This window comes from Marinococcus sp. LNHM4E3-1, from assembly GCF_056034405.1.
Genome location: NZ_JBQLID010000003.1, coordinates 159317 through 180833, shown reverse-complemented (window position 1 = coordinate 180833; position 21517 = coordinate 159317). Strand labels below are relative to the sequence as shown.

General features: G+C 47.8%; 25 protein-coding genes. 15 read left to right on the top strand and 10 right to left on the bottom strand.

Annotated features, from left to right (window positions below):
- Positions 1–46 precede the first annotated feature (46 nt).
- Positions 47–1138 carry a GGDEF domain-containing protein gene (locus tag ACTRXI_RS04610; RefSeq protein ID WP_474261288.1) on the bottom strand — a complete coding sequence of 364 codons (1092 nt, stop codon included), beginning with the start codon at positions 1136–1138 and terminating at the stop codon, positions 47–49.
- A gap of 183 nt (positions 1139–1321) precedes the next feature.
- On the opposite strand from ACTRXI_RS04610, the gene ACTRXI_RS04605 reads away from it, so the two are divergent.
- The 10 genes from ACTRXI_RS04605 to ACTRXI_RS04560 all read left to right on the top strand — a co-directional run bounded on the left by ACTRXI_RS04605 (position 1322) and on the right by ACTRXI_RS04560 (position 8282).
- Positions 1322–1852 carry a TetR/AcrR family transcriptional regulator gene (locus tag ACTRXI_RS04605; protein ID WP_474261286.1) on the top strand — a complete coding sequence of 177 codons (531 nt, stop codon included), beginning with the start codon at positions 1322–1324 and terminating at the stop codon, positions 1850–1852.
- Complete coding sequence (locus ACTRXI_RS04600) at positions 1852–2163, top strand: DMT family transporter (RefSeq protein WP_474261285.1); 312 nt, start codon at positions 1852–1854, stop codon at positions 2161–2163. The genes ACTRXI_RS04605 and ACTRXI_RS04600 overlap by 1 nt, the downstream gene beginning before the upstream one ends.
- A 16-nt stretch (positions 2164–2179) precedes the next feature.
- Positions 2180–2545: a DMT family transporter gene (locus ACTRXI_RS04595; protein ID WP_474261284.1), complete on the top strand. Its 366-nt coding sequence runs from the start codon at positions 2180–2182 to the stop codon at positions 2543–2545.
- 198 nt (positions 2546–2743) lie between these two features.
- On the top strand, positions 2744–3760 hold the full coding sequence (locus ACTRXI_RS04590) for a DUF6612 family protein (protein WP_474261283.1): 1017 nt from the start codon (positions 2744–2746) through the stop codon (positions 3758–3760).
- A gap of 128 nt (positions 3761–3888) precedes the next feature.
- Positions 3889–4626: a class D sortase gene (locus tag ACTRXI_RS04585; protein ID WP_474261282.1), complete on the top strand. Its 738-nt coding sequence runs from the start codon at positions 3889–3891 to the stop codon at positions 4624–4626.
- Between the two features lie 150 nt (positions 4627–4776).
- Positions 4777–5082 (top strand): PadR family transcriptional regulator, encoded by a 306-nt coding sequence (locus ACTRXI_RS04580; protein ID WP_091615351.1) that lies wholly within the window; start codon positions 4777–4779, stop codon positions 5080–5082.
- Positions 5083–5099: 17 nt separating this feature from the next.
- Complete coding sequence (gene chrA / locus ACTRXI_RS04575) at positions 5100–6275, top strand: chromate efflux transporter (RefSeq protein ID WP_474261281.1); 1176 nt, start codon at positions 5100–5102, stop codon at positions 6273–6275.
- Between the two features lie 125 nt (positions 6276–6400).
- Positions 6401–7327 carry a prenyltransferase gene (locus ACTRXI_RS04570; RefSeq protein WP_474261280.1) on the top strand — a complete coding sequence of 309 codons (927 nt, stop codon included), beginning with the start codon at positions 6401–6403 and terminating at the stop codon, positions 7325–7327.
- A 96-nt stretch (positions 7328–7423) separates the two neighbouring features.
- Positions 7424–7615, top strand: a complete 192-nt coding sequence (locus ACTRXI_RS04565; RefSeq protein ID WP_462865915.1) for a YwbE family protein — start codon at positions 7424–7426, stop codon at positions 7613–7615.
- Positions 7616–7733: 118 nt separating this feature from the next.
- Positions 7734–8282, top strand: a complete 549-nt coding sequence (locus ACTRXI_RS04560; RefSeq protein ID WP_474261279.1) for a GNAT family N-acetyltransferase — start codon at positions 7734–7736, stop codon at positions 8280–8282.
- 109 nt (positions 8283–8391) lie between these two features.
- Here ACTRXI_RS04560 and ACTRXI_RS04555 read toward each other — a convergent pair whose 3' ends face one another.
- Positions 8392–9525, bottom strand: a complete 1134-nt coding sequence (locus ACTRXI_RS04555) for an alcohol dehydrogenase catalytic domain-containing protein (protein ID WP_322525400.1) — start codon at positions 9523–9525, stop codon at positions 8392–8394.
- A gap of 93 nt (positions 9526–9618) precedes the next feature.
- Positions 9619–10677, bottom strand: a complete 1059-nt coding sequence (locus ACTRXI_RS04550) for a sulfotransferase (protein ID WP_474261278.1) — start codon at positions 10675–10677, stop codon at positions 9619–9621.
- 128 nt (positions 10678–10805) lie between these two features.
- Here ACTRXI_RS04550 and ACTRXI_RS04545 point away from each other — a divergent pair, with 128 nt between their 5' ends.
- Entirely contained in the window at positions 10806–11432 is a 627-nt protein-coding gene (locus ACTRXI_RS04545; RefSeq protein WP_474261277.1) for a hypothetical protein, read from the top strand.
- A gap of 55 nt (positions 11433–11487) precedes the next feature.
- A complete protein-coding gene (gene rpiA / locus ACTRXI_RS04540; protein WP_474261276.1) occupies positions 11488–12174 on the top strand; it encodes a ribose-5-phosphate isomerase RpiA in 687 nt (228 codons plus the stop codon).
- Positions 12175–12232: 58 nt separating this feature from the next.
- On the opposite strand, the gene ACTRXI_RS04535 is transcribed toward rpiA, so the two are convergent.
- Positions 12233–14251: a heavy metal translocating P-type ATPase gene (locus ACTRXI_RS04535; protein WP_474261275.1), complete on the bottom strand. Its 2019-nt coding sequence runs from the start codon at positions 14249–14251 to the stop codon at positions 12233–12235.
- A 137-nt stretch (positions 14252–14388) separates the two neighbouring features.
- On the opposite strand from ACTRXI_RS04535, the gene ACTRXI_RS04530 reads away from it, so the two are divergent.
- Both ACTRXI_RS04530 and ACTRXI_RS04525 read left to right on the top strand, forming a co-directional pair.
- Entirely contained in the window at positions 14389–14925 is a 537-nt protein-coding gene (locus tag ACTRXI_RS04530) for a macro domain-containing protein (protein ID WP_474261274.1), read from the top strand.
- A gap of 177 nt (positions 14926–15102) precedes the next feature.
- Complete coding sequence (locus ACTRXI_RS04525) at positions 15103–15423, top strand: hypothetical protein (protein WP_474261272.1); 321 nt, start codon at positions 15103–15105, stop codon at positions 15421–15423.
- Between the two features lie 38 nt (positions 15424–15461).
- Here ACTRXI_RS04525 and ACTRXI_RS04520 read toward each other — a convergent pair whose 3' ends face one another.
- From ACTRXI_RS04520 to ACTRXI_RS04500, 5 genes are all read right to left on the bottom strand, one after another.
- On the bottom strand, positions 15462–16361 hold the full coding sequence (locus tag ACTRXI_RS04520; RefSeq protein ID WP_474261271.1) for a DUF5996 family protein: 900 nt from the start codon (positions 16359–16361) through the stop codon (positions 15462–15464).
- Positions 16362–16417: 56 nt separating this feature from the next.
- Positions 16418–16825 (bottom strand): VOC family protein, encoded by a 408-nt coding sequence (locus ACTRXI_RS04515; protein WP_474261270.1) that lies wholly within the window; start codon positions 16823–16825, stop codon positions 16418–16420.
- Positions 16826–16847: 22 nt separating this feature from the next.
- Positions 16848–17273 carry a VOC family protein gene (locus tag ACTRXI_RS04510; protein WP_474261269.1) on the bottom strand — a complete coding sequence of 142 codons (426 nt, stop codon included), beginning with the start codon at positions 17271–17273 and terminating at the stop codon, positions 16848–16850.
- Between the two features lie 57 nt (positions 17274–17330).
- Positions 17331–18131 carry a helix-turn-helix domain-containing protein gene (locus tag ACTRXI_RS04505; protein ID WP_474261268.1) on the bottom strand — a complete coding sequence of 267 codons (801 nt, stop codon included), beginning with the start codon at positions 18129–18131 and terminating at the stop codon, positions 17331–17333.
- Between the two features lie 159 nt (positions 18132–18290).
- Positions 18291–19646 (bottom strand): aminotransferase, encoded by a 1356-nt coding sequence (locus tag ACTRXI_RS04500; RefSeq protein ID WP_474261267.1) that lies wholly within the window; start codon positions 19644–19646, stop codon positions 18291–18293.
- Between the two features lie 221 nt (positions 19647–19867).
- On the opposite strand from ACTRXI_RS04500, the gene ACTRXI_RS04495 reads away from it, so the two are divergent.
- Positions 19868–21115 carry an MFS transporter gene (locus tag ACTRXI_RS04495; RefSeq protein WP_474261266.1) on the top strand — a complete coding sequence of 416 codons (1248 nt, stop codon included), beginning with the start codon at positions 19868–19870 and terminating at the stop codon, positions 21113–21115.
- A gap of 27 nt (positions 21116–21142) precedes the next feature.
- Here ACTRXI_RS04495 and ACTRXI_RS04490 read toward each other — a convergent pair whose 3' ends face one another.
- The gene (locus tag ACTRXI_RS04490) at positions 21143–21409 is read right to left on the bottom strand and encodes a hypothetical protein (RefSeq protein ID WP_474261265.1); all 267 of its coding nucleotides are present in this window, start codon (positions 21407–21409) and stop codon (positions 21143–21145) included.
- Positions 21410–21517: the final 108 nt, after the last annotated feature.

Genomic DNA, 21517 nt, shown 5'->3' with positions numbered 1-21517 from the left:
CATATTTATAAAAAAGACTCAATTATTTACAAACAATAAAAAAGACCTATTTTATAAGGTCTTTTTTCGAGTACATGCATGTCTGATTACGACCCTGGTTTTTTGCCTGATACAAAGCGTCGTCTGCCTGCTTAAACAGCTCTCTTTCCTCTACAGCTGTCTCAGGAAATATTGAAACCCCGGTCGACACAGTAATATACAATGTCTGATGATCCGTGAGGAAAGGATATTTTTCCACCCGTTCTCTTATTCGTTCAGCGATATCGACTGCTTGAAACGCTGGACAATTGGACAATATAACCGTAAATTCTTCTCCGCCTTTGCGGTACACAGAATCCTCCGGCCGGACCATTTCAAGAAGCACGGTGCCAAGCTGCCTTAAAATATCATCTCCAGCTGCATGGCCGTAACGGTCATTAATGTCTTTAAAATGATCGATATCGATAATGAGCAATGAGACTGCCTGCTTCATTTTTGAAGCCTGTTCGAGTTTTTTTGTTAACGAATACGCAAAGCTTCTCGGATTATCAAGCCCCGTAAGTGGGTCTTTTAAAGACTCTGCCCGGTACTTATGAAGCAGCTGATTGGAATAGGTCAGCCGCTTTACCATATATACTGCTGCAAACGCTCCGGTAAAGGACACAAACCAATAGCTGAGTGTCACTTCCATGTAAAGATTCACAGTATTCAGCTGGTATATCATAATAATGAGAAAGTAAATGTTGGAGCATAGAAGCATATAGAATGCTGCAAGCCACGGATTCCGTACCATCCGGGCGATAAAAATAGACACCGCCGTGCTGAAAATAATCATGCTGAGCGGATACAGAACAATCACCCCTCCACCGATTGCAAGACGGGAAAAGGAAATAATGACCGCAGCTGTTACTGCAGGCAACCATCCACCAAATAAAGCACTAACCATAATTGGAATATGACGCAGGTCGAGCAGGGTGTATTCGTTAACCCTGATCCCAAATCCGATTAACACCATGCCGAGCACGCCAAACAGCACACCGGTAAACAGCCTCATTGGAATGGAGGTTACACGTGAAAAGGAATGCTCCCGGAACACCTGGTAATAAAAAAAAAGGAACGTCACTAAAATGGTTAAATTAACAAAAAGTTGGCTAAACACCACGGCCTCCTCCCCCCATTCAGGCCCCAGTCTGCGCCTCAGCGCTCCGCGGCTCCATCTTTTTTTATACAGATCCTTGCACCAGTTATGGATAGGCTGTCTTCTTCTTCGCCTTTTATCCGTTCCTCTGGTACACTTTTTACTGTACCGTCCAGACTGTTAACTGCTAAAGGAGAATCAAAAATGAGTAAACGAGTAGAGATTATGCATGCTGCCGCCCGCATCATTCGCAGGGATGGCTTTAACCGCCTAACTCTGCACGCTGTGGCAGATGAAGCGGAAGTGAGTAAAGGCGGTCTGCTTTATCATTTTCCAAATAAAGAACGGCTCGTATACGAAATGAATGCTTATGCGCTTGCCCGGTTTCATGAATTAATTGAAGAAAAACAAAGCACTGGCGGAAGCTATATTAAAGCTTATGCGGAAGCAACGCTCGAAGAGCTTCGATCGGGAAGCAATTTTTTAATAAATGCGAGTCTGCTTGCCACCCTTGCTGATCACAAAGAGGTGCTCGATCTTTGGAAGGAATACAATGAACGCTGGCAGGCACTTTTTGCTTACGATGCTTTTCAAGCTGATGAAGCCTCGATGATCCGGCTGTTAAGTGACGGCATCTGGTTTTCACATATTTTTGAAATTAATACAATGCCCCTTGCGCAGGCTGAGCGTCTGCTTCAAAACCTTTTGAGACGCTTTGACGAAGGAGAAATGTAATGGTTTATGTGCTCATTATTATCTCTGTCGTATGCGAAGTATTCGCTTCTTCCATGCTCAAGCTTTCGTATGGTTTTACCAGGCTGCTTCCGTCTATTGGCTTTGCAGCCGGCATGGGTATTGCTTTTTACCTGCTCGCTCTCGTTCTTCAAACTCTTCCGCTCGGTGTCGTTTATGCTACATGGAGCGGCCTTGGCACCATTTTGACTACCTGCATCGGCGTTTTTTACTTTAGGGAAAAGATGAATCAAACGAATACTTTAGGTATTGTCTGTCTGGTAATTGGTATTCTTTTAATGAATTTAGGATGAAAGGAAGGAATAATGTATGCGTGCTGTTCTTTTATTATTTGCTGCGATTTTATTTGAGGTTATTGCTTCTACATCCTTGAAGCTTTCCGAAGGTTTTACCAACCTTATTCCCTCTCTGACTGTTTTTATAGCATTTATCGCGGCTTTTTTCTTTCTGAGCCTCGCCTTAAAATCGATCCCGTTATCTGTTGCTTATGCTGTATGGGCAGGTCTTGGCACTGCCTTAACAGCCGTAGCAGGCATTTTGCTTTTTCAGGAATCATTTGGATGGATGAAGGCTGCCGGCTTAATTTTGGTCATTTCCGGGCTTATTCTTCTTCATGTAAAAAATAGCCGCGAGGCGAAAAAAAGCAGATATTTCCCCCGTGCCCGGCATGCTTAAGCTCCCGCCGTTTTTTTAAGCCCGAAGCCTGTATAAAATATGGCTGTATGGGCTTTTTTTCACATATTTTTTCACATATTTTTAAAAAATGCGTTTATTTCCGACATTTATAAGGTAAAATTACCATAGAATACCAGAAGCCAGTGGTTTACCACATAAGCTTTTGCCGAATACATGAAACAAAAGAAGGGACGAATAATGATGAAAAAATGGATAACAGGAAGCAGCGCCGGTTTTTTAGCTCTCGGTGTAATCGCAATACCCGCCCAGGCAGAAGAGATGAATGCAGGGGACGTTCTGCAGCAGTCAAATGAAACTATGGCTGAGCTCGACAGCTACTCTGCCACCACCGAAATTTCACAGGAAATTACAAATGCCGCTGGCGAAGGGGAAACAATAACAAACAGCTCCACATCGGAACAGGATATTACGATGGACCCTTTCGCTCTCCGCCAGACAACTAATACGGTCGATCCGGTCAGCGGTGAAGAAGTGTCCACAGAAATGTACTGGACAGAAGACGGTTACTACGTAGAAATGCCGGATGGCAGCTGGACAATGATGCCCGGAGACATGATGGGTGGCATGGAAGAGATGACCACAAATCCAGGCATGCATATGGGAGCTTCAGAGTCCTTTGCTGACGAGATGGATGTAGAAGAGACCGAGAACTCCTACGTGCTCACATACGAAGGAAGCGGTGAAGAGATAGAAGAAGCAGCCAGTAGAATGATGCAGTCGGATATGGGAAGCGGCATGGCTGATGAGGAAATGATGGAAGAGACCTGGAGTATGATTAATATTCAGGACGTATCCATGAGTTTGACCGTAGATAAGGAAACGCATTACATGACAGCGAGCACCATTAATCTGGATGCTTCCTATGAGATGGAAGAAATCACAACAGACATGAACCTGACAGCTGATTCCACCTATTCCAACTTCAACAGCGTCGGTGATATTACTGTGCCGGAGGAAGTCATGAATGAAGCTGTACCGATGGATGAAATGGAAGGCATGGACGGAATGAACGGCATGGAAGAGATGCCTGAAGAAGGCATGTCTGAGGATGGTGCCTCAATGGAAGAAGGCGCTGAAGGCGGAGAAATGCCTGAAACAGCAAGCACCGATCCGGCCTATATGGCTGGAGGCCTGGCCCTTGCAGGCCTGGCCGGCGGAGCTCTGCTTTGGACAAGACGCCGCCAGCAGGCATAATAACCTTTCGAGCGCGCAGCCTTCACCTCTTGGGTGAAGGTTGTTTTTTTCTCCATGGACCATGTATTATGGAAATAATAGTAATGCCTATTGCAGTCTGTTATGTCCTTTTACTGGAGTGAGCCTATATGGAAAAAGTATTTATTGCAATGATTATTATCGGGCTGAGTATTACCGGATATTTCGGATACCAGTGGTTTGATGCCAGAGCAGGCGTAGATAAAATTTCCACCAACGAAGAAGACGTTATCACTGATTCTACGAATGAATCAGCGGAAGCCCCGGACGATAATAACTCCGAAGAGCAGGATGATTCCTCCAGCGTGGAAGCTGCTGGGGAACCAGGAGCCTATACGCTTCCTGAAGGAAACAATACAGACACGACACCTAACGAAGATTCCTCCGACAACAGCAGAGATTCGGCGGTGATGAGCGATGAAATAGAGCAATGGGATAAAGGTGAAAATGTAGCCAAATTAAAAATTCCGGAGCTTGGCAACTCTTATTCCGTCTATTGGGGTACAGATGATACATCGCTTGATCAGGGCGTTGGTATGTATGTCAGTGAATGGACAACCACTCCGGACGAGTCACGCCACACGGTGCTCAGCGGTCACCGGGACACGGTTTTCACCGGGCTTGACGAACTTGAAGACGGGGACTCTCTTATCGTCGAGTATGAAAACACCCAGTACGTGTACCGGCTGCAGAAAACATGGGTGACGGACGCAGAGGACCGCTCTGTCATTGTCGACAAAGACGAGCCAACCCTTACGCTCACCACCTGCTATCCTTTTGACTATATCGGCAGTGCTCCTGATCGTTACATTGTAGAAGCAGAACTTGAACAGACGAACAGTCTTTAAGCACCTAAAACGGCTCCGCCAGCCAGCGGAGCCGTTTTTCATTTTTCCGGCAGGGTTTCAAATTTGTGTTCCCCTCTTGCTATAATAAAAATTAATTGTTACTATTCCGATATCGGATTTCGATATCGGAATCCGAAAGGATGATCGATCATGGAAGATAAAACGCTTCGCAAGCTTTTTTTAGGCTTCATTCACATTCACATTCTGCACCATGCCTCCGAGCATCCCGTATACGGGCAATGGATGCTTGAGGAACTGCAGGAACACGGCTATTCAATGAGTGCGGGCACTCTTTACCCTATTCTCCATGCTATGGAAAATGACGGCCTTTTACACAAAGAAAATAAAAACGTGAACGGAAAAATCCGTAAATATTATACCACCACAGATAAAGGAGCCGGCATTTTGCAGGAAGCCCGCGCAAAAGCTTATGAATTGTTTAAAGAAATCAAGTAAGGATAGGAGAGAACGCCATGGGAAAAACATTGGGCCGAAAATGGCTGGAAATATTTTTGATTTCCACCCGGCTGGGGCTGACCTCTTTCGGCGGTCCTATCGCCCATTTAGGCTATTTTCATGAAGAATACGTACGGCGCAGAAAGTGGCTCGACGAGCAGAGCTATGCGGACCTGGTTGCCTTATGTCAGTTTCTCCCCGGCCCCGCCAGCAGTCAGGTCGGCATAGGAATAGGCATTGTGCGCGGCGGTCTCGTTGGAGGGTTTATTTCATTTCTGGGGTTCACACTTCCTTCCGTTATTGCTTTAGTGATCTTCGCCCTCGCACTTGAGGGCCTCGACGTCAGCGATGCCGGCTGGCTCCAGGGACTGAAAATTGTCGCTGTGGCAGTCGTTGCCCATGCGATATGGGGCATGGCCCAGAAGCTCACGCCTGATCTTCAGCGGCGCACCATCGCCCTGCTCGCCATGAGCGGTACCCTTTTATGGCAGACCTCACTTGCACAGGTACTCGTCATACTGGCAGCAGGCGGAGCCGGCTGGGTGCTGTACCGCTCGGTCCAGGAGGCAGATAATTCGGAGGTCATCGAAACCGTTTCGCGCAAAACAGGTGCTTTCTGCCTGATACTCTTTTTTGTTCTGCTCGCTCTACTTCCGCTTGTGCGGGAATGGACCGGCTCCACCTTCGTAGCTATGTTTGACAGCTTCTACCGGGCCGGGTCACTTGTATTCGGCGGCGGCCACGTTGTGCTTCCTCTGCTGGAAAGGGAGTTTGTTCCGACCGGATGGATGAGTGAAGAGACGTTTCTTGCAGGCTACGGGGCAGCCCAGGCCGTACCGGGACCTTTATTCACCTTTGCTTCTTACCTGGGCACGGTCCTGTCCGGCTGGCAGGGAGCACTGGTCGCTTCTGCAGGCATTTTTTTACCGGCTTTCCTTTTAATTATCGGAGCGCTGCCGTTTTGGTCCCTGCTCCGTAAAAACACTCATATGAAAGGCGTGTTGACCGGTGTAAATGCTGCTGTTGTAGGTATCCTTTTGGCTGCCTTTTATAATCCAATCTGGACCTCATCCATTACGTCCTCCCTTGATTTTATACTAGCTGCTTTTCTATTCACGATGCTTGCCTTCTGGAAGCTTCCGCCGTGGGTAATCGTTTTCAGCGGTGCAGCCGCAGGCGCTGTTCTTTTATAGAACAGCGCCTTTTTTACTGTCCTATGCCGCCTCTTCTCCTCTGGAGGCTGTACGAAACCGCCAGAAAATGGGATACTGGTACCAGAAAAATTGAAATCATCAGGAACCAGAAAGGAAGGATGTGGATGGCCAATCAGTTCGCCGGAACGCTGCGCAGTGCGTGGATGCTTGTTCGTGCCATTGCCGTTATATCCTCAAGCATCGCTACGATTATCTCTACCATGCTGCCGCTTTTTTTATATTCGTCTTTCCCTGCTTCTTATTTAACAGCCATTTTTATTCTCCTGGCCATTGGCGCTTTTCTTATTCATGGTCTTCTCACTCATGCTTTTAATGATTATGCTGACTATCTTTCAGGCACGGATGAACACAGCCCTGCTATTCTTTCCGGCGGGAGCCGCGTTCTACAGACCAACGCCATGTCGCTAAAATCATTATGGCTGGTGGGAAAATGGCTCGCTATCGCACTGATTGTGGCCGCCGTGCTTTGTTTTATCTTTGGCTACTTTAAAGTAGGCGTGCTTCTTCTTATAGGCATCTGGGCTGCGGCTTCTTATTCCCTTCCGCCGCTCAGCCTCAGCTACAAGCCATTTCTCGGAGAATGGCTGAGCCTGTTTCCATCCATATTTTCACTCGGTCTCGGAGGAGCATGGCTGGCGCTTGGAAACATTCCGGAATGGGCCTGGCAGAACGCCTTTATCAATGCTATGATCTGTCTGGCCTGGGTGATGGTCCACCACATCCCGGACCGGGAAGCGGATATGCAGGCCTCTCCCGAAAAGCGCACTACTGTAGTCTGGTTCACCCGTAAATTTGGTTCATCCTACGCTCATATGCCTGCTGTATGTTATTTAGTGATTTCGGGGCTTACTATTTTTTGGCTCGGCAGTGACCGCCTGTGGGCGGCAGCAGGGCTGGCCGTACTTATGGCTATATCTTTTATTCTTGTCAGCCGAATGGATAACTCCAACCCCGAGCACGTATCAGCTGTAGAGAAAAGCCTTTTGCTGGTTGCTATGCTAAGTGCCGTATGGCTCGGCATTTTTATTTAAACCGGTGGTGCAGCGATGCAGGAAAGAGAATTTATTGTTTTCTCTTTTCGCTTGTCTGCTATAATAAAGCATCACCTTTGAAAGGAAGGACATGTTATGGACGGCACAAAGCGTAAAGATGTTACCCCGGGAGCAGAAGTCGATATCGTATTGAAAAAAGATCAGCGGAGCGGCGCACTGACCCGGGGGATTGTTAAGGATTTGCTGACCAATTCCCCGAGCCATCCGCACGGCATTAAAGTCCGGCTCGAAGACGGCCAGGTAGGACGCGTCAAACATATTCATTAACTTCACAGCATCCTTAAGCTCCTCTCTTTGCTCAAAGAGGCGGGGCTTTTTCATTTGAAAATATGTGTGAAAGTCAAGATTTATATTATATTAATATATTGAATACAGGAGGTGTATGATGAACATTTCGCAAAAAAACAGGCATACAGAGCGTTTGATTCTACGCCCCCTGCAGCCAAATGATTTTGATAACTACCAGCATGCCCTCTCGGAAAGAAAAGCCTCCCAGCATGTATACGACCCCGGTCGTCCAAAAATCAACCGCTTTACCAAAACACAGTTTACGGACATGATTCGAAAGCGAAAAGAAATGGCTGCGCAGGACTACACCTATGTGTATGATATTTTTCATAAAGACGGAAGGCATCTGGGACATGCTGATATTACTACGTTAATACGGGAAGAGTTTCAATGGGGAATGCTCGGCTATATGATTCATAACCAGTACTGGAATCAAGGGTTTGGCAAAGAAGCCGTCCAGGAGGTTCTACGCGCTTCGTTTGATAATCTGCATTTTCATCGAATAGAAGCTCACATAAATGTCGATAATCACCCATCCATCTCTCTTGCAGAAAAAGCCGGAATGGAATACGAATGTCTGCGCCGGAAGTTCATTTACGAAAATGACGCATGGACAGATAACCTTGTCTACTATAAAAATGCATAAATACAGTGTTTCACGTGAAACATTTTATTTTGATTTCTCTATTTTTAACATAATAAATGCGGACCCTGAATAAGATTAGAGGGTCCGCATTTATTATATTAGAATTATTTTATGGCTTCAGGATCACTTTAATATTACCATCTTCTTTTTCGTCAAAGATGCGGTAGCCTTCGGCTGCATCCTCCAATGGAATTGGGTGTGTGATAATGTCAGTTGGATCAAACAGTTTATTTTCGATCATACGGTAGAGACTTGGCATCATATGAATAACCGGTGCCTGGCCCATGGTAAGCGCAACGTTTCTCGTGAAGAAGTCACCAATTGGAAAACTGTTGGCTTCTGTGCCGTAAACGCCTGTCAGCTGCACGACTCCGTTTTTCTTCACAGACTGGGAAGCTGTCACAATCGGGCTGATAGTGCCAAACTGGTTGTCGCTTTCGGAACCGAACGTTGTATCCGGTGGTACCGTACCGTCCATACCTACACAGTCAACGACTACATCTGCGCCGCCCTTTGTGTTTTCATGGAGCAGTTTGCCTATTTCTTTTGTTTCACTGAAATTATACGTCTCCACATTGTTGGTTCTTCTTGCATGCTCGAGACGGTGCGGCACCTGATCGACGGCTATGACTCGGGAAGCCCCTTTCATCCATGCAAACTTCTGGGCCATTAACCCGATAGGCCCGCAGCCTAAAATAATGATTGTATCTCCATATGTCGCTCCACTGTTTTCAATGCTCCAGAATGCAGTCGGCACGACGTCTGAAAGGAACAATACGCTTTCATCCTTCAGCTCGCTGTCTTCCGGTACTTTAAAGGAGGTAAAGTCAGCATATGGTACGCGCAGATACTCCGCCTGGCCGCCCGGGAAGTTCCCGAAATCCTCAGAGAAGCCGAACAGTCCACCCATTTCGGCGTGAGGATTGGAGTTGTCGCATTGGCTTTCCATTTGATGGGTACAGTAATAGCATTCCCCGCATCCAATGTTAAATGGAATAACAACCCGGTCCCCTTTTTTCAACGTTTTTACATCAGGGCCGACTTCTTCTACGATTCCCATCGGCTCATGGCCGACAACATAGTCCTCCGGTGTCGGAATACCACCTTTATATAAATGCAAGTCCGATCCACAAATACCACTGGCTGTAATGCGTACAATCATGTCATCGCTGCGTTCAATTTTCGGGTCTGCAACTTCTTTGACTTCCATGTGTTCTTTGCCTTGAATCGTTACTGCTTTCATTATTTTAAGACCAGCCTTTCTGTATTTTAATTCGTGTCTGGAGTTACTGGTTTTAAATACTCTTTCCGATTATACTGATTTGTAAACACCTGGTTACTCGTAGCCTAAATAACGAAGCGCAGGCTGAACCGCTTCTATCAGCGCAGTTCTTTTGTCTTCCGGGAGGTCCGGCCACGTATCCGGCTTGTGGTTGATGTGACCGGCGCTTTTGTTTATCCATTGTTCGTTCGTTTCTTTTGACGCAGACGGCGGGTTTATAAAAGCAATCAGACGCCCGAGCTCTTTTTCCGGTGTTTTCAGCAGGTCTTCATACCGAAGCCAGTGCTGCTGATCCTCCGGCAGACCCCCGATCACACAGCCTGCGTGCAGCAGTGACCTCGAAATCCAGGACCCAAGCTCCCTGTACGGCATGTCCATTTGGTGCAGTTGTTCAAGCTCAAAATAATCGGGGTGCAGCCACCGGTAGGAACCAAGCTTTTCGGCCTCTGTCGACGGATCCGAGGGGTCAGCCCCTGTTTCTTCCATCGCCTTCAAAATAGCTTTTCCCATCTTCATCGTCTGGAAGCGGTTAAAAGCCACCGCAATTTCCCGCGGATCCCGGTACAAAAAAACATATTTCGCATTCGGGAACATGTCTATTAAGTGTTCGACTGCGTCTGTAGAAAATCCGGAACGCTCCACACACGTGTCTCCATCAAATCGCTGCTGCAACCACGCAAACAGCCGGCCGTATTGCTCCGAAAGCGGAGCTTCCGGAAACGCCGGCACGATTTCTTCAAGCTCCTGATACAGCTTATCCGGTTCATCGGTTAAGTGAGGAAGGGTGATGGATGCTATAGCAGGCAAGCCCGTTTTCTCGTTAAATAACGTATGTTCTGTTCTCTCATAAAGCACTTCTTTATTGTATAGCCCTTTCTTTTCGTACGGAGCCAGCCGTACCGGCTCTTTTTGAGAAAGCATCTCCCAGAATTCACTGCCTGTCCGCGTTTGTTTATCGAATTCCTTCCATTCTTCGCCGCTGATCCCAAAATTATAATGAACAGAAAGAATCGTTTCAGACAGGCTTACAAGTTTAGGATGAAGATGAATGCAGTTGGACACAGCCGTTGATCCGCTTCTCCCGGTAGAAATAATAAATACTGGCTCCGTCATCGAAGACACTCCTTTTTATCGTGATACGTTCACTTTTCTCTACCCTCTTTTACCGAAATTATGACGGCCGGTTTTTCCTTTGGATGATTTTGGTACAATAGCAGGAAATGGAAATAGGAGGCTGTCATATGCTTTTTCATTATCATCACTGGACCCCTTATTTAGAACAAACCGAAGCGTTTTATGCCCGGCTGGGGTTTCGCGTCTCCCAGCGTATTGGAAAATATAAAGGCAGCTATCATTCCTTTGACCCTCCACTGGATTGGGATGATTTCCGCAATAGACCAATCACATTCCGTATTATTGAAATGCGCAGAGGCTCCGTTAATATTACGTTCGGCCAGGGAAAGCGGATCATGTTTGACCATATCGGCTACCTTACAAATGAACATCGGCTCGGGATTATTTGCCAGCAGGCTGAGACGGCCGGACTGCATATCCAACGAGGAGAAAAAAGAACGTTTATTTCCACCAGTCATTCATTCCGGGTGGAGCTTCAGACACATCAGGAGGCGGTTGACGAGATTGACAGTTCCTTCCGGCTCCAGAGCATCAACATTGAAACTACTGCGGAAGGCCTTGACCATGAAATAAACCAGCTGCTTCACCCTCATTCTTCCGGCGTACAATCTCTTATCACTCGCCGTCATGCTCTTCATTCAGCCTGGATGTCACATCCTGCTTTTGAAGATACTGTCGATCCAAATGGAGTGAAGCTTATTTCTGCAGGGACCAACCAGCACTCCCAGGTTTGATCAGAGTCAGAAAAGGAAATAGCCTGCTTAAATACATCCTAAAGGAGCTTTTTTTATGTCCAGGGAACAGCAAAAACAAGATGCAGCAGCAAAGGCTGTCGAGTATATTCCAGATAATTCTATTATCGGGCTGGGCTCCGGCTCCACGATGTACTGGGTCATGCAGAAGCTTGGAGAACTTGTTCAGCAGGGAATGCACGTCCAGGGCATCCCCTCCTCCCCTGCTACCGAGCAGTGGGCAAACGAATTTCACGTGCCGCTCGTATACTTTTCCACTGAAATGACGAAAGCAGATGTGGCCATTGACGGCGCAGACGAGGTGGATCCTGACTTTCATATGATCAAGGGAGGCGGCGGCTCCCTATTCAGAGAAAAAATTATTGCCGACGCAGCAGATAAGCTGATTATTGCTGTGGATCAAAGCAAAATTGTTCAACAGCTCGGATCCTTTCCACTGCCGGTCGAAATCACGCCCTTTGGGTGGCAGAAAACAGCACGAGATATTCAATTGCTGGGCTGTGACCCCGTCCTTCGCCGCGATAGCGGCCATCCATTCGAAACAGATAACGGCAACTACGTGCTCGATTGTGATTTCCAGTTGATCGAGCGGCCGGATGAGCTGCATCACCAGCTGATTCAGCTCGTCGGCGTCGTGGAAACAGGTTTATTTGCCGACATGGCAGATGTCATCATTGCAGGTACAGACAGCGGAGCTGAAACGTTCGAAAAAAATAAACGGTGAAATAAACCCTTGTAATTCCATTAAAAAACCCGGAGGCAGAAAGCCCTCCGGGTTTTTCCTAATTTCGCAGCAGTTGAGCGTTTATAGCCACTACTACCGTGCTGATACTCATCAGCAGCGCTCCGACAGCCGGACTCAGCAGAATTCCGACAGGCGCCAGCACACCGGCTGCAAGTGGTATAGCAGCGATGTTATAGCCGGCAGCCCACCAGAGGTTCTGAACCATTTTCCGGTACGTTTTCCGGGACAGATCAATAATGGAAAGCACATCGAGCGGATTGCTCTGCACGAGTACAATGTCGGCGGTTTCCATAGCAACATCTGTACCGCTGCCAATCGCAATACCAACATCCGCTGTCGCAAGCGCCGGCGCATCATTGATGCCGTCGCCCGTCATCGCAACCTTCCGCCCGGACTGCTGGACTTTCTTCACCTGCTCTGCTTTATGGTCCGGCAGCACCTCCGCATACACTTCTTCAATGCCAAGCTGGGCAGCTACCCAATCCGCCACGCGCTGATTGTCTCCCGTGAGCATGATTGGTTTAATTCCTTGTTCCTTTAAGCGTTCCACAGCTTCTTTGGCGGATTCTCTCACCATATCAGCAAGTGCCACCATTCCAATCAGATCTCCATCAACAAGGACAAATACTACCGTTTTTCCTTCTTCTGCCTTTTCCTCGAAGGTTTTCTCATCATACGTCAGCTGCTGGTCTTTCATGTAGCCGGGGCTGACAATTTTCACCGCTGACCCGTTCACAGTTCCTTCAAGCCCCTGGCCGGTCATTGTTTGAAAGTCTTTCACCTCATGCAGCTTGATATTGCGCGCTTTAGCTTCATTAACGATGCCTTCTGCGAGCGGATGCTCCGATTCCTGTTCGACCGAGCCGGCAAATTCGAGTACCTGCTCTTCAGAATAACTGCCGCTTGGGACAACGTTGGTTACGCCGAAGCTTCCCTGGGTCAGGGTCCCCGTTTTATCAAAAATGACTGCATCAAGCTTCCGGGAGCTTTCAAACGGCGGCCGGTTCCGGATTAACAGTCCCTGTTTTGCGGATAATGCCGTAGAGACAGAAACAACGAGAGGAGCTGCGAGTCCGAGAGCGTGCGGACAGCTGATGACCATTACAGTAACGGCCCGTTCTACTGCACTGTCTGTCGAGCCGCTTACCAGCCACCAGATAATAAACGTCACGATGCCCGACCCAAGCGCAGCATAAAACAGCCATTTAGCCGCCCGGTTTGCCAGGTCCTGAGCCCGCGACTTGGATTCCTGGGCTTCCTGGACAAGCGTAACCACCTGCGAAAGATACGTCTGATCGCCGGTTTTTGTTACTTCAATTGTTAAGCTTCCGTCCTGGTTGACTGCTCCTCCAATCGCCTCATCCTGCTCGTTCTTTTCCACCGGAAGCGATTCTCCGGTCAGCATGGATTCATCCACCGAGGACCGTCCTTTTATAATCGTTCCGTCCACCGGCACTTTTTCCCCCGGCTTAATGAGGAGGTGGTCTCCCTGCTGAAGATCGTCTACGCTGACTTCTTCTGTCTCCCCGTCTGCTTTCACCCGGCGGGCCTCATGAGGCATGAGCTTAATCAGCTCCTGCAGGGCGTTTGATGCTCCCATAATCGAGCGCATTTCGATCCAGTGCCCGAGGAGCATAATATCAATTAACGTAGCGAGCTCCCAGAAAAACTGGGTGCCTTCCCAGCCAAACACCACCATAGTGCTGTATCCGTAAGCTACAACGACCGCAAGCCCGATCAGTGTCATCATTCCCGGACTTTTTTGCTTCAGTTCGTCTACTGCTCCGGTTAAAAACGGCCAGCCGCCGTAAAAGAATACGATCGTTGCGAGTCCGAACAGCACCCACTGATCATAAGGAAAACCCCAGTCGAGACCAAGGAATCCCTGGATCATCGGGGTCAGAAGCAAAATAGGAACGGTTAAAATAATGGATACAAAAAATCTTCTTTTAAAATCAGCAATCATAGCGCTGTGATGTTCATGATGATCATGTCCGCCGCCATGACCTTCATGTTCTTGATGCTCCTGTTCGTGATCTGCGTGTTCATGTGCCATTAGCCCGCCTCCTTTAATATGATTCCTGTAAATACCCTACCCCTGTATAAAAAATGATAAACAAAAGACTCTCCGCATAAAAAAACAAAGATGAGGGAAAAGCCTCTACAAACAATGGATTGGAGGCGAAAGTTTTTATGCAGACAGAATATAAGGGTATTACTATCGAATCTATAAAAGGCGATATTACAAAGCAGGAGGGTCTCGAAGCTGTAGTCAATGCCGCCAATGCCCAGCTTTTAATCGGCGGAGGGGTTGCCGGCGCTATTCACCGGGCGGCAGGTCCGGAGCTCGAGGAAGCCTGCAAACCGCTGGCTCCTATTTCCCCCGGGGAAGCAGTGATTACGGAGGGATTTCAAATGCCAAACGATTACATTATTCACTGTCTTGGACCCGTATACGGCGTCGACAAGCCTTCTGACGAACTTCTTCGTGCCTGCTACCTTAATGCCCTGCAGCTGGCCGAAGACAAAGGCATAACAAGCATTGGGTTTCCTGCTCTTTCCACTGGGGCTTTTGGCTACCCTCTCGATCAGGCTCTTGAGGATTTTATGCCTGCCTTTTTGGATCAGCTTTCTCACGCTGCTTCTGTTCGGCATATCCGCTTTGTGCTGTTTAGTGATAAAGATGCTGCTTCTTACGAAAAATATATTCAGGAAGCTGTTTCCTCTTAACCTCACCAGGGCCCGGGGATTGCAGCAGTGGCTGCCTCCTCTGCCGGGCTTATGATTCAAGACTATTTAACTGCGCAGGCAGAGGTCCAACTTTCGATTTGAATTTGCTGCTGTTGGTTACGTTTTATTTCCTCGAGGGAATGTAGAAATATACCTTCAACTGAAAGGAGATCATCTATGAAAAAATTCTTTTCCATCGTCGGTCTCGCAGCTTTATTTGTAACAGGATCGGCTGTCCCGGCGCAGGCTTCTGAAGCCCCAACGACTGTTCAGCAGGAACAGAAGCAGGAATTCACCCCCTATGAAGCACTACAGACAGTAAGAGATCAGGAAGACACAGATGCGGAATTGAAAATTGATCAATACCCTTCGATCAGTGAAAGCGGCAAGGCTTATTACCAGGTGCAGGCACTGGACCTTTCCCTTATTGAGCAGGGCGACGATGGCCTACTCCAAACGTACCGTGTATACGAAGACGGACGCGTTCTAGCCATATAAACATCAACCCCGTGCAGGCTCTCCTGCACGGGGTTTCTCTATTTAATGGTTGGAGGCTTTTTCATTAAAAGCGGGCGGTAAAAGTAATCCCGGTCCTTCCATCCGAGTTCTGCATGCAGTAAAGCAAACGTCGTATGGAAAAACCTCTGTATGGCCTTTTCGTCAAAGCCGTTTGTAAGAGGCAGAAAGTATTCACTTGCGTTTTGATCATAATAGGCGTCTTCAGGCTCAAGCGCTGGACTGTTTAAATCCTTTTGCTGAAAAGGGTATGGCAGCACGAAAAAAGCAGGCACAGCTGTATCTTCATCGCCGGGCCAAAATCCAAATTCGATAAACTGTTCGTCAAAAGCAGCCTTTTCAATTGTCTTATCTTCCGGAAAAGGCTCCGGAATATTTTCCACGATAATCGTCGAGACGTCGAAGGTGCCCCAGAATAAACCCGGTTTGATTTTACGGCACCGCAGCGGCCCGATAAAAGCCAGCTCCTCCTGATACGCTGCCTGCATCATTTTGAATCCCTTCATGGCTGCCTCTGCATCATACCGTTTATGCGTCTGATCTTCTGAAAAAAGTACTGTTACCGGCATTTCCTGTGGTTTGGGATGGATGTTCACGTGCACCCCTGCCTGGTGAAGATATTTGAAAATCCATTCGTAATACGCTTGAATGGGCGTGCCATCCTCAAGGCTTTTAGTTTCCACAGCATCTTCGACTGCCAACACAAGCCGGCTGTTCCGAATGTCGATTTCGAGCTCAAATGCCTTGTGCTCCTTAAGCAGCATGCCTGTAGAGAATCCGTTACGGGTAACTTCAAGCATCACATGCTCCCACTGCGGCTCCTGCGGCGCTGTTTCAAGCCGTATTTTTCCGAGAATCTGAGAGAGAAGCTGAAGGGTCAGTTTGGTTTCCTTCCATTCCTGAAATGGCATGATTTCCATTAAATTCTGCTCCTTTCTTCCGGATGAAGCTGCTGTTGTTTACTGATGCTCTACTGCTACACTGCGTTTTCATCCATATACATTACCTCCCAGAGATGCCCATCGATGTCCTGGAAGCTCCATCCGTACATAAAGCCTCCGTCCATCGGTTCGTTGGATGGACGGCCCCCTGCGTCCAGCGCCTTCTGCACAATCTCATTGACTTCTTCCTTGCTGTCTGCAGAAATGGCCAGAATGGCTTCCGCCTCCCTGCTCGTATCCACTACATTTTTGTTAGTAAAGGTTTGAAAGAATGCTTCCTGGAGCAGCATGACATACATACCGCTTCCCAGTATCATGCACGCAGCATTTTCATCCGTGAAGCGCTGATCAAATGAAAAGCCGATAGTCTGGAAAAACTCCATCGAGACCTCAAGATTTTTAACCGGAATATTTACAAATATTTGCTTTGTCTGCAGACTCATTGCCTCTGCACCTCCCTCTTTGTCATTTTCCTTCTTCGTAAGCAACCACATGCCACAGCACACCAAACTGATCCTTCAACTGCCCGTAAGCCGGACTGAAAAACGTTTCTGCCATAGGCATGATTACTTCCCCGCCGGCTTCAAGAGCGTGAAAGGTTGCTGCTGCCGAGGAAGCGTTACTCATGCTAAGTGCGATCGACACCAGGCTCCCCGGAGCTTCCAGAGCAGGGCTTTCTGGAAAGGTATCCGAGAGCATCAGCTCCATATCACCGATTTTTAAATAAGCATGCATAATGAGTTCTTCGGCTCCGGGTGGTATTTCCATGCCTTCGACCTCTGCATAAGTCTGGATTTCGATAACTTTTGTCCCCAGGGCTTTTTCATAAAAAACAGTCGCCTCCCGAGCTTTTCCGTTAAAAGTGAGGTACGGAGTCATCCCGGTAATCATCGTACACATCCTCCTCTATTTAATGATTACCTTCACTATAGCAAGGTCGCTTCCACCCTATTTCTTCCCGATTGCGGTTTTAGCCTGGCGCTTTAGAAAATTATTCATCAATAGCGACAATGATATGAGAATGGGAGGATCATCGAGGCGCGGCGGGTATAAATAAACGTCTCTATTTTCTTCTGCAAGTGCTCCGTCTACATGACACGGCTCTTTTGAGCGTGTGCGAAGTGTGTGATGAGGGATGAGAATGTCGGCAGTCTTCATTTTCCAGGCGACCGAGGTAGCCATCATGTAATATATTCCCGGCTTCACCCCACGGATACAGTATTCTTCCGACGCATCGCACAGCGTGCCGTACAATGGCAGGCCCTCCGGCATCGGCCGGGGAAAGAGTCCGATTAACACAAACCCTTCAAAAGGCGTTTCACTGTAAATACGGCCTCTGACACACGTTTTCGCCGAAGGAAAAACCGGCTCGGCCCAATGGCGGGACTTTCTTAACGAGTACAAAGATTCCTCTGTGGAAGCAGCTGATGCACGAAAAACTCCCGGCGTCATTCCTACCCTCGACGCAAAGCTTGTGGTGAACGTTCCTACGCTCTGCTGGCCGATTTCCATACCAATGTCACGTACAGGAAGAGCTGTTTCAAGCAGCAGCTCCTTTGCCCTCTGAAGCCGCAGAGCAGATAGGTAATACAGCGGCGGCACCCCGACACTATTTTTAAACAGTCGCGAAAAATGGTACGGACTATAGGCAGCCTGCGCGGCCAGCCCGGCAAGATCCATTGGTTCTTGAAGATGTTCATGCATGTACGTAATGGCGTCATGAACAGCCGGCAAATATGAGTGTTCCATCACCCTGCCTCCCGCCCTTGATCCGTTATTAAATACATTTTGGCTTAACCGACAGTTTCCTGATATTAATTATAACAGAAAGCGCTTTCATTTTGATTGAGAAAGTAGAAAAACCTTCATAGAAATGCCCCCTACTCAAGGCGGGGACATTTCTGTATTTTATGCCGGATGCACTGCAGCTTTTACATGCTTTTTCAGTGTGGTAATGAGCAGCTGGAGATCTTTGTCTTCGATGTTCAGTGGCGGTGAAAGAGTTAAAACATTATTATGGTGTTTGGCAATATCGGACGTTTTACCGACAATGACCCCGTCATTCTTGCAGGCTGCAAGAACCTGCTTCACGAGCTTTTCCGGTGCTGCCTTTTTAGTCGTTTTATCTTCGACAAATTCAATACCAGCTAGAAGCCCACGTCCCCGTACCTGACCTATGCAGGGAAGCTCTTCCAGCTCCTTTAACGCCTCCAGGAGCTCCCTGCCTTTTTTCTCCGATCGTTCCACCAGCTTTTCCCGTTCCATGATTTCCAGGTTTTTCACAGCGGCTGCGCAGGCAGCTGGATGGCCTCCGAAGGTATTCACGTGGCGGAAATGGTCATAGGCTTCACTTCCTGTAAATGCCTGGTACATATCCTTTCGCACTGCGGTTACAGATAATGGCATATATCCGCTCGTTATTCCCTTCGCCATCGTTACAATATCCGGCTTCACATCTGCGTGCATAAACCCAAAGCGCTTCCCGGTCCGTCCAAACCCGCAAATAACTTCATCGCTGATCAAAAGAACGCCGTAGCGGTCACAGATGTCCCGCACTCGTCTCATATAGGAGGCCTCGGGAATCAGCACTCCGCCGCCGGTGATGATAGGCTCCATAATAACCGCTGCTACAGATTCTTCCGCTTCCCATAAAATGGCCTGTTCAATTTCATCAGCACAAGCCAGGCTGTACTCTTCATCACTCTGGCCTTCAGGCTTGCGGTACGGGTCCGGCGGCGTTACATGCACAAAGCCCGGTGGAAGCGGCTCGTACCGGTATTTCCGCTGCGTCTGTCCCCCTGCTGCCATGGTGGCAAGTGTACTCCCATGGTAGGTACGGTAGCGTGAAATAGTCTTATAGCGGCTGCCTTCGCCGATCTGTTGAAAATACTGACGCACCAGCTTCAATGCTGTTTCGTTTGCTTCCGAGCCACTATTGGAAAAAAAGTACATATAGCCGTCGCCGAGCCATTCATCAAGCTTTGCAGTCAGCTGCACGGCCGGAGTGTGACTCTGCGTTAAAGGATAGAATGGAAGCTTCAGCATCTGTTCATAGGCTGCCTCGGCAATTTCTTGCCGCCCGTAGCCGACGTTTACACACCAGAGACCGGACATTCCGTCAAGGTAATGCTTTCCGTCCACGTCTGTTACCCATGAGCCTTCCGCTTTCTCTACAACCATCCCTCCCCCCGGGCTGTAAGGCCTCATAGCATGCCAAATACTTTCCTCATCCCTTTTCTTCATCTCTTCCGGTTCCCAAGTCATCACAGTCACCCTTTCCCTTAAAATGTCAGCGCATACAAAATGCTGTCTACCGTGATCTTCTCACGTCCAACGTGAAAAGAAAAGACTAAGCAGAAGGGAGTTTATAGTCAGAGTACGTGATTTTTATATTTTAAAAGCTACAGGAAACACATTGATAACATTTCCATATTTAGGTATTATCATTTTTATACTTCAATATTATTGGAAAAGAGAGATCTGCGTTGACTAAATTCCAGGGACTGCACACAAACATTAAAATACGTCTTATTACTGATTTTTCTATGGAATTTGTGTTGATGGCCATTCTTCCGTTTATGGCGGTGTATTTCAGCAGTCATCTCGGAGCCGGCACCGCCGGTCTTTTGCTCGCATTCACTATGGCCGCAGGCATCGGAATTGGTTTATGGACCGGACATTTATCGGACCTCATCGGCCGAAAGCGAATTATAGTTACCGCTCAGGGGCTGCAGGTATTGAGCCTTGGTGTAATGGCCCTGGCAAGCTCTCCCATATTAGAATCTGTATGGCTTACATTTGCAGCTTTTCTTATCGCTAACGCTTGTTTTAACGCTGCTGACCCGCCATCCGAAGCAATGATTATTGATTACAGCTCTGAAGCAGAGCGCCCTTACGTTTACCAGCTTGCCTACTGGCTTGGCAATGTAGCATACGCCTTTGGTGCAGTTATTGGGGGACTGTTTTTCGAAAGCGGGCGCTTTTATTTATTTGTTGCTTTATTTCTCGTAAGCATATGTATCTGGTACGTCGTCGCATTTAAATTAAAGGAAAAACAACAGACCGTTCCGTTTTCCAGGAACGTCTCCCGGCAGATTCAGGTACCGCTCACTATATGGAAGCGGTATGCAGCCGTATTGAAGGACCGTCGATTTCTTTTCTTTTTAGTAGGGACTGTATGTATTGCCAGTCTGGAATTTCAGCTGGATAAATACGTGGCCGTGCGTCTGGATGAACAATTTCATATGATGCTGGGCGGGTTTGAACTCACGGGCGTACGAATGTTCAGCCTTATTATGTTTATTAACACCCTCGGCGTTGTATTCTTTACTATGCCGGTTTCGGCCCGGGTTTCCTCCCTCGATTATAAAAAAGTTCTGGCCGCCGGGCTCGGTATTTACACCCTCGCCTTCGGTTTTTTCGGATTCAGCACTTCATTTTTAGTCCTCATCCTAGCTGCTGCAGCCTTTACTCTGGGAGAGATCATTTATATTCCGGTCCGCCAGACTATTCTCGCTGGCATCGTTCACGATGATTCCCGCGGTTCTTATATGGCCATGGAGTCAATGATGTATAATACCGCTCTTCTCCTCAGCAGTTTTATGCTTACCGCAAGTGCCGTCATTCCTGCTGCAGGAATGTCGACACTGTTCGTTCTCCTGGGAGTTGTTGGTCTTATCAGCTACCGGCTCTGCCTTCCATTTAAAAAAAGCGAGAAAGCTTATGTGTCTTGATCCGCGTGTCTTCGAATCATTATCCGCTCATTTTTTTGGCCGGTGCAGATGGACTGTCAGCGCAGGGATATCTACACGGAGCAGTGTCCACCGGAACAGTTTTACCTTTAGCTCTCCGGCCACACTCACTGCTTCCACCGGATTCCCATTTTCAATTTTTCGTTTTACCTCCACCGGGTGCACCCTCTCGACTGGAAATGTTCTTCTTGGCACCGGACGGCTTTCTCCAAACAAATGACGTGGTTCTGATAATCTGTATGTTTTAGCGGGTGAACGCTTTTCATTGTTTCTCATTTGGCTTCGTCCTTTCTAAACATTTTCGTTTCTTTTCCTTTCCCTTTTTTCCTGCAAACCTTTTCTGCTTTTCTTCTCTTGAAGTCAATTTTTTTATTGGTCAGAAAT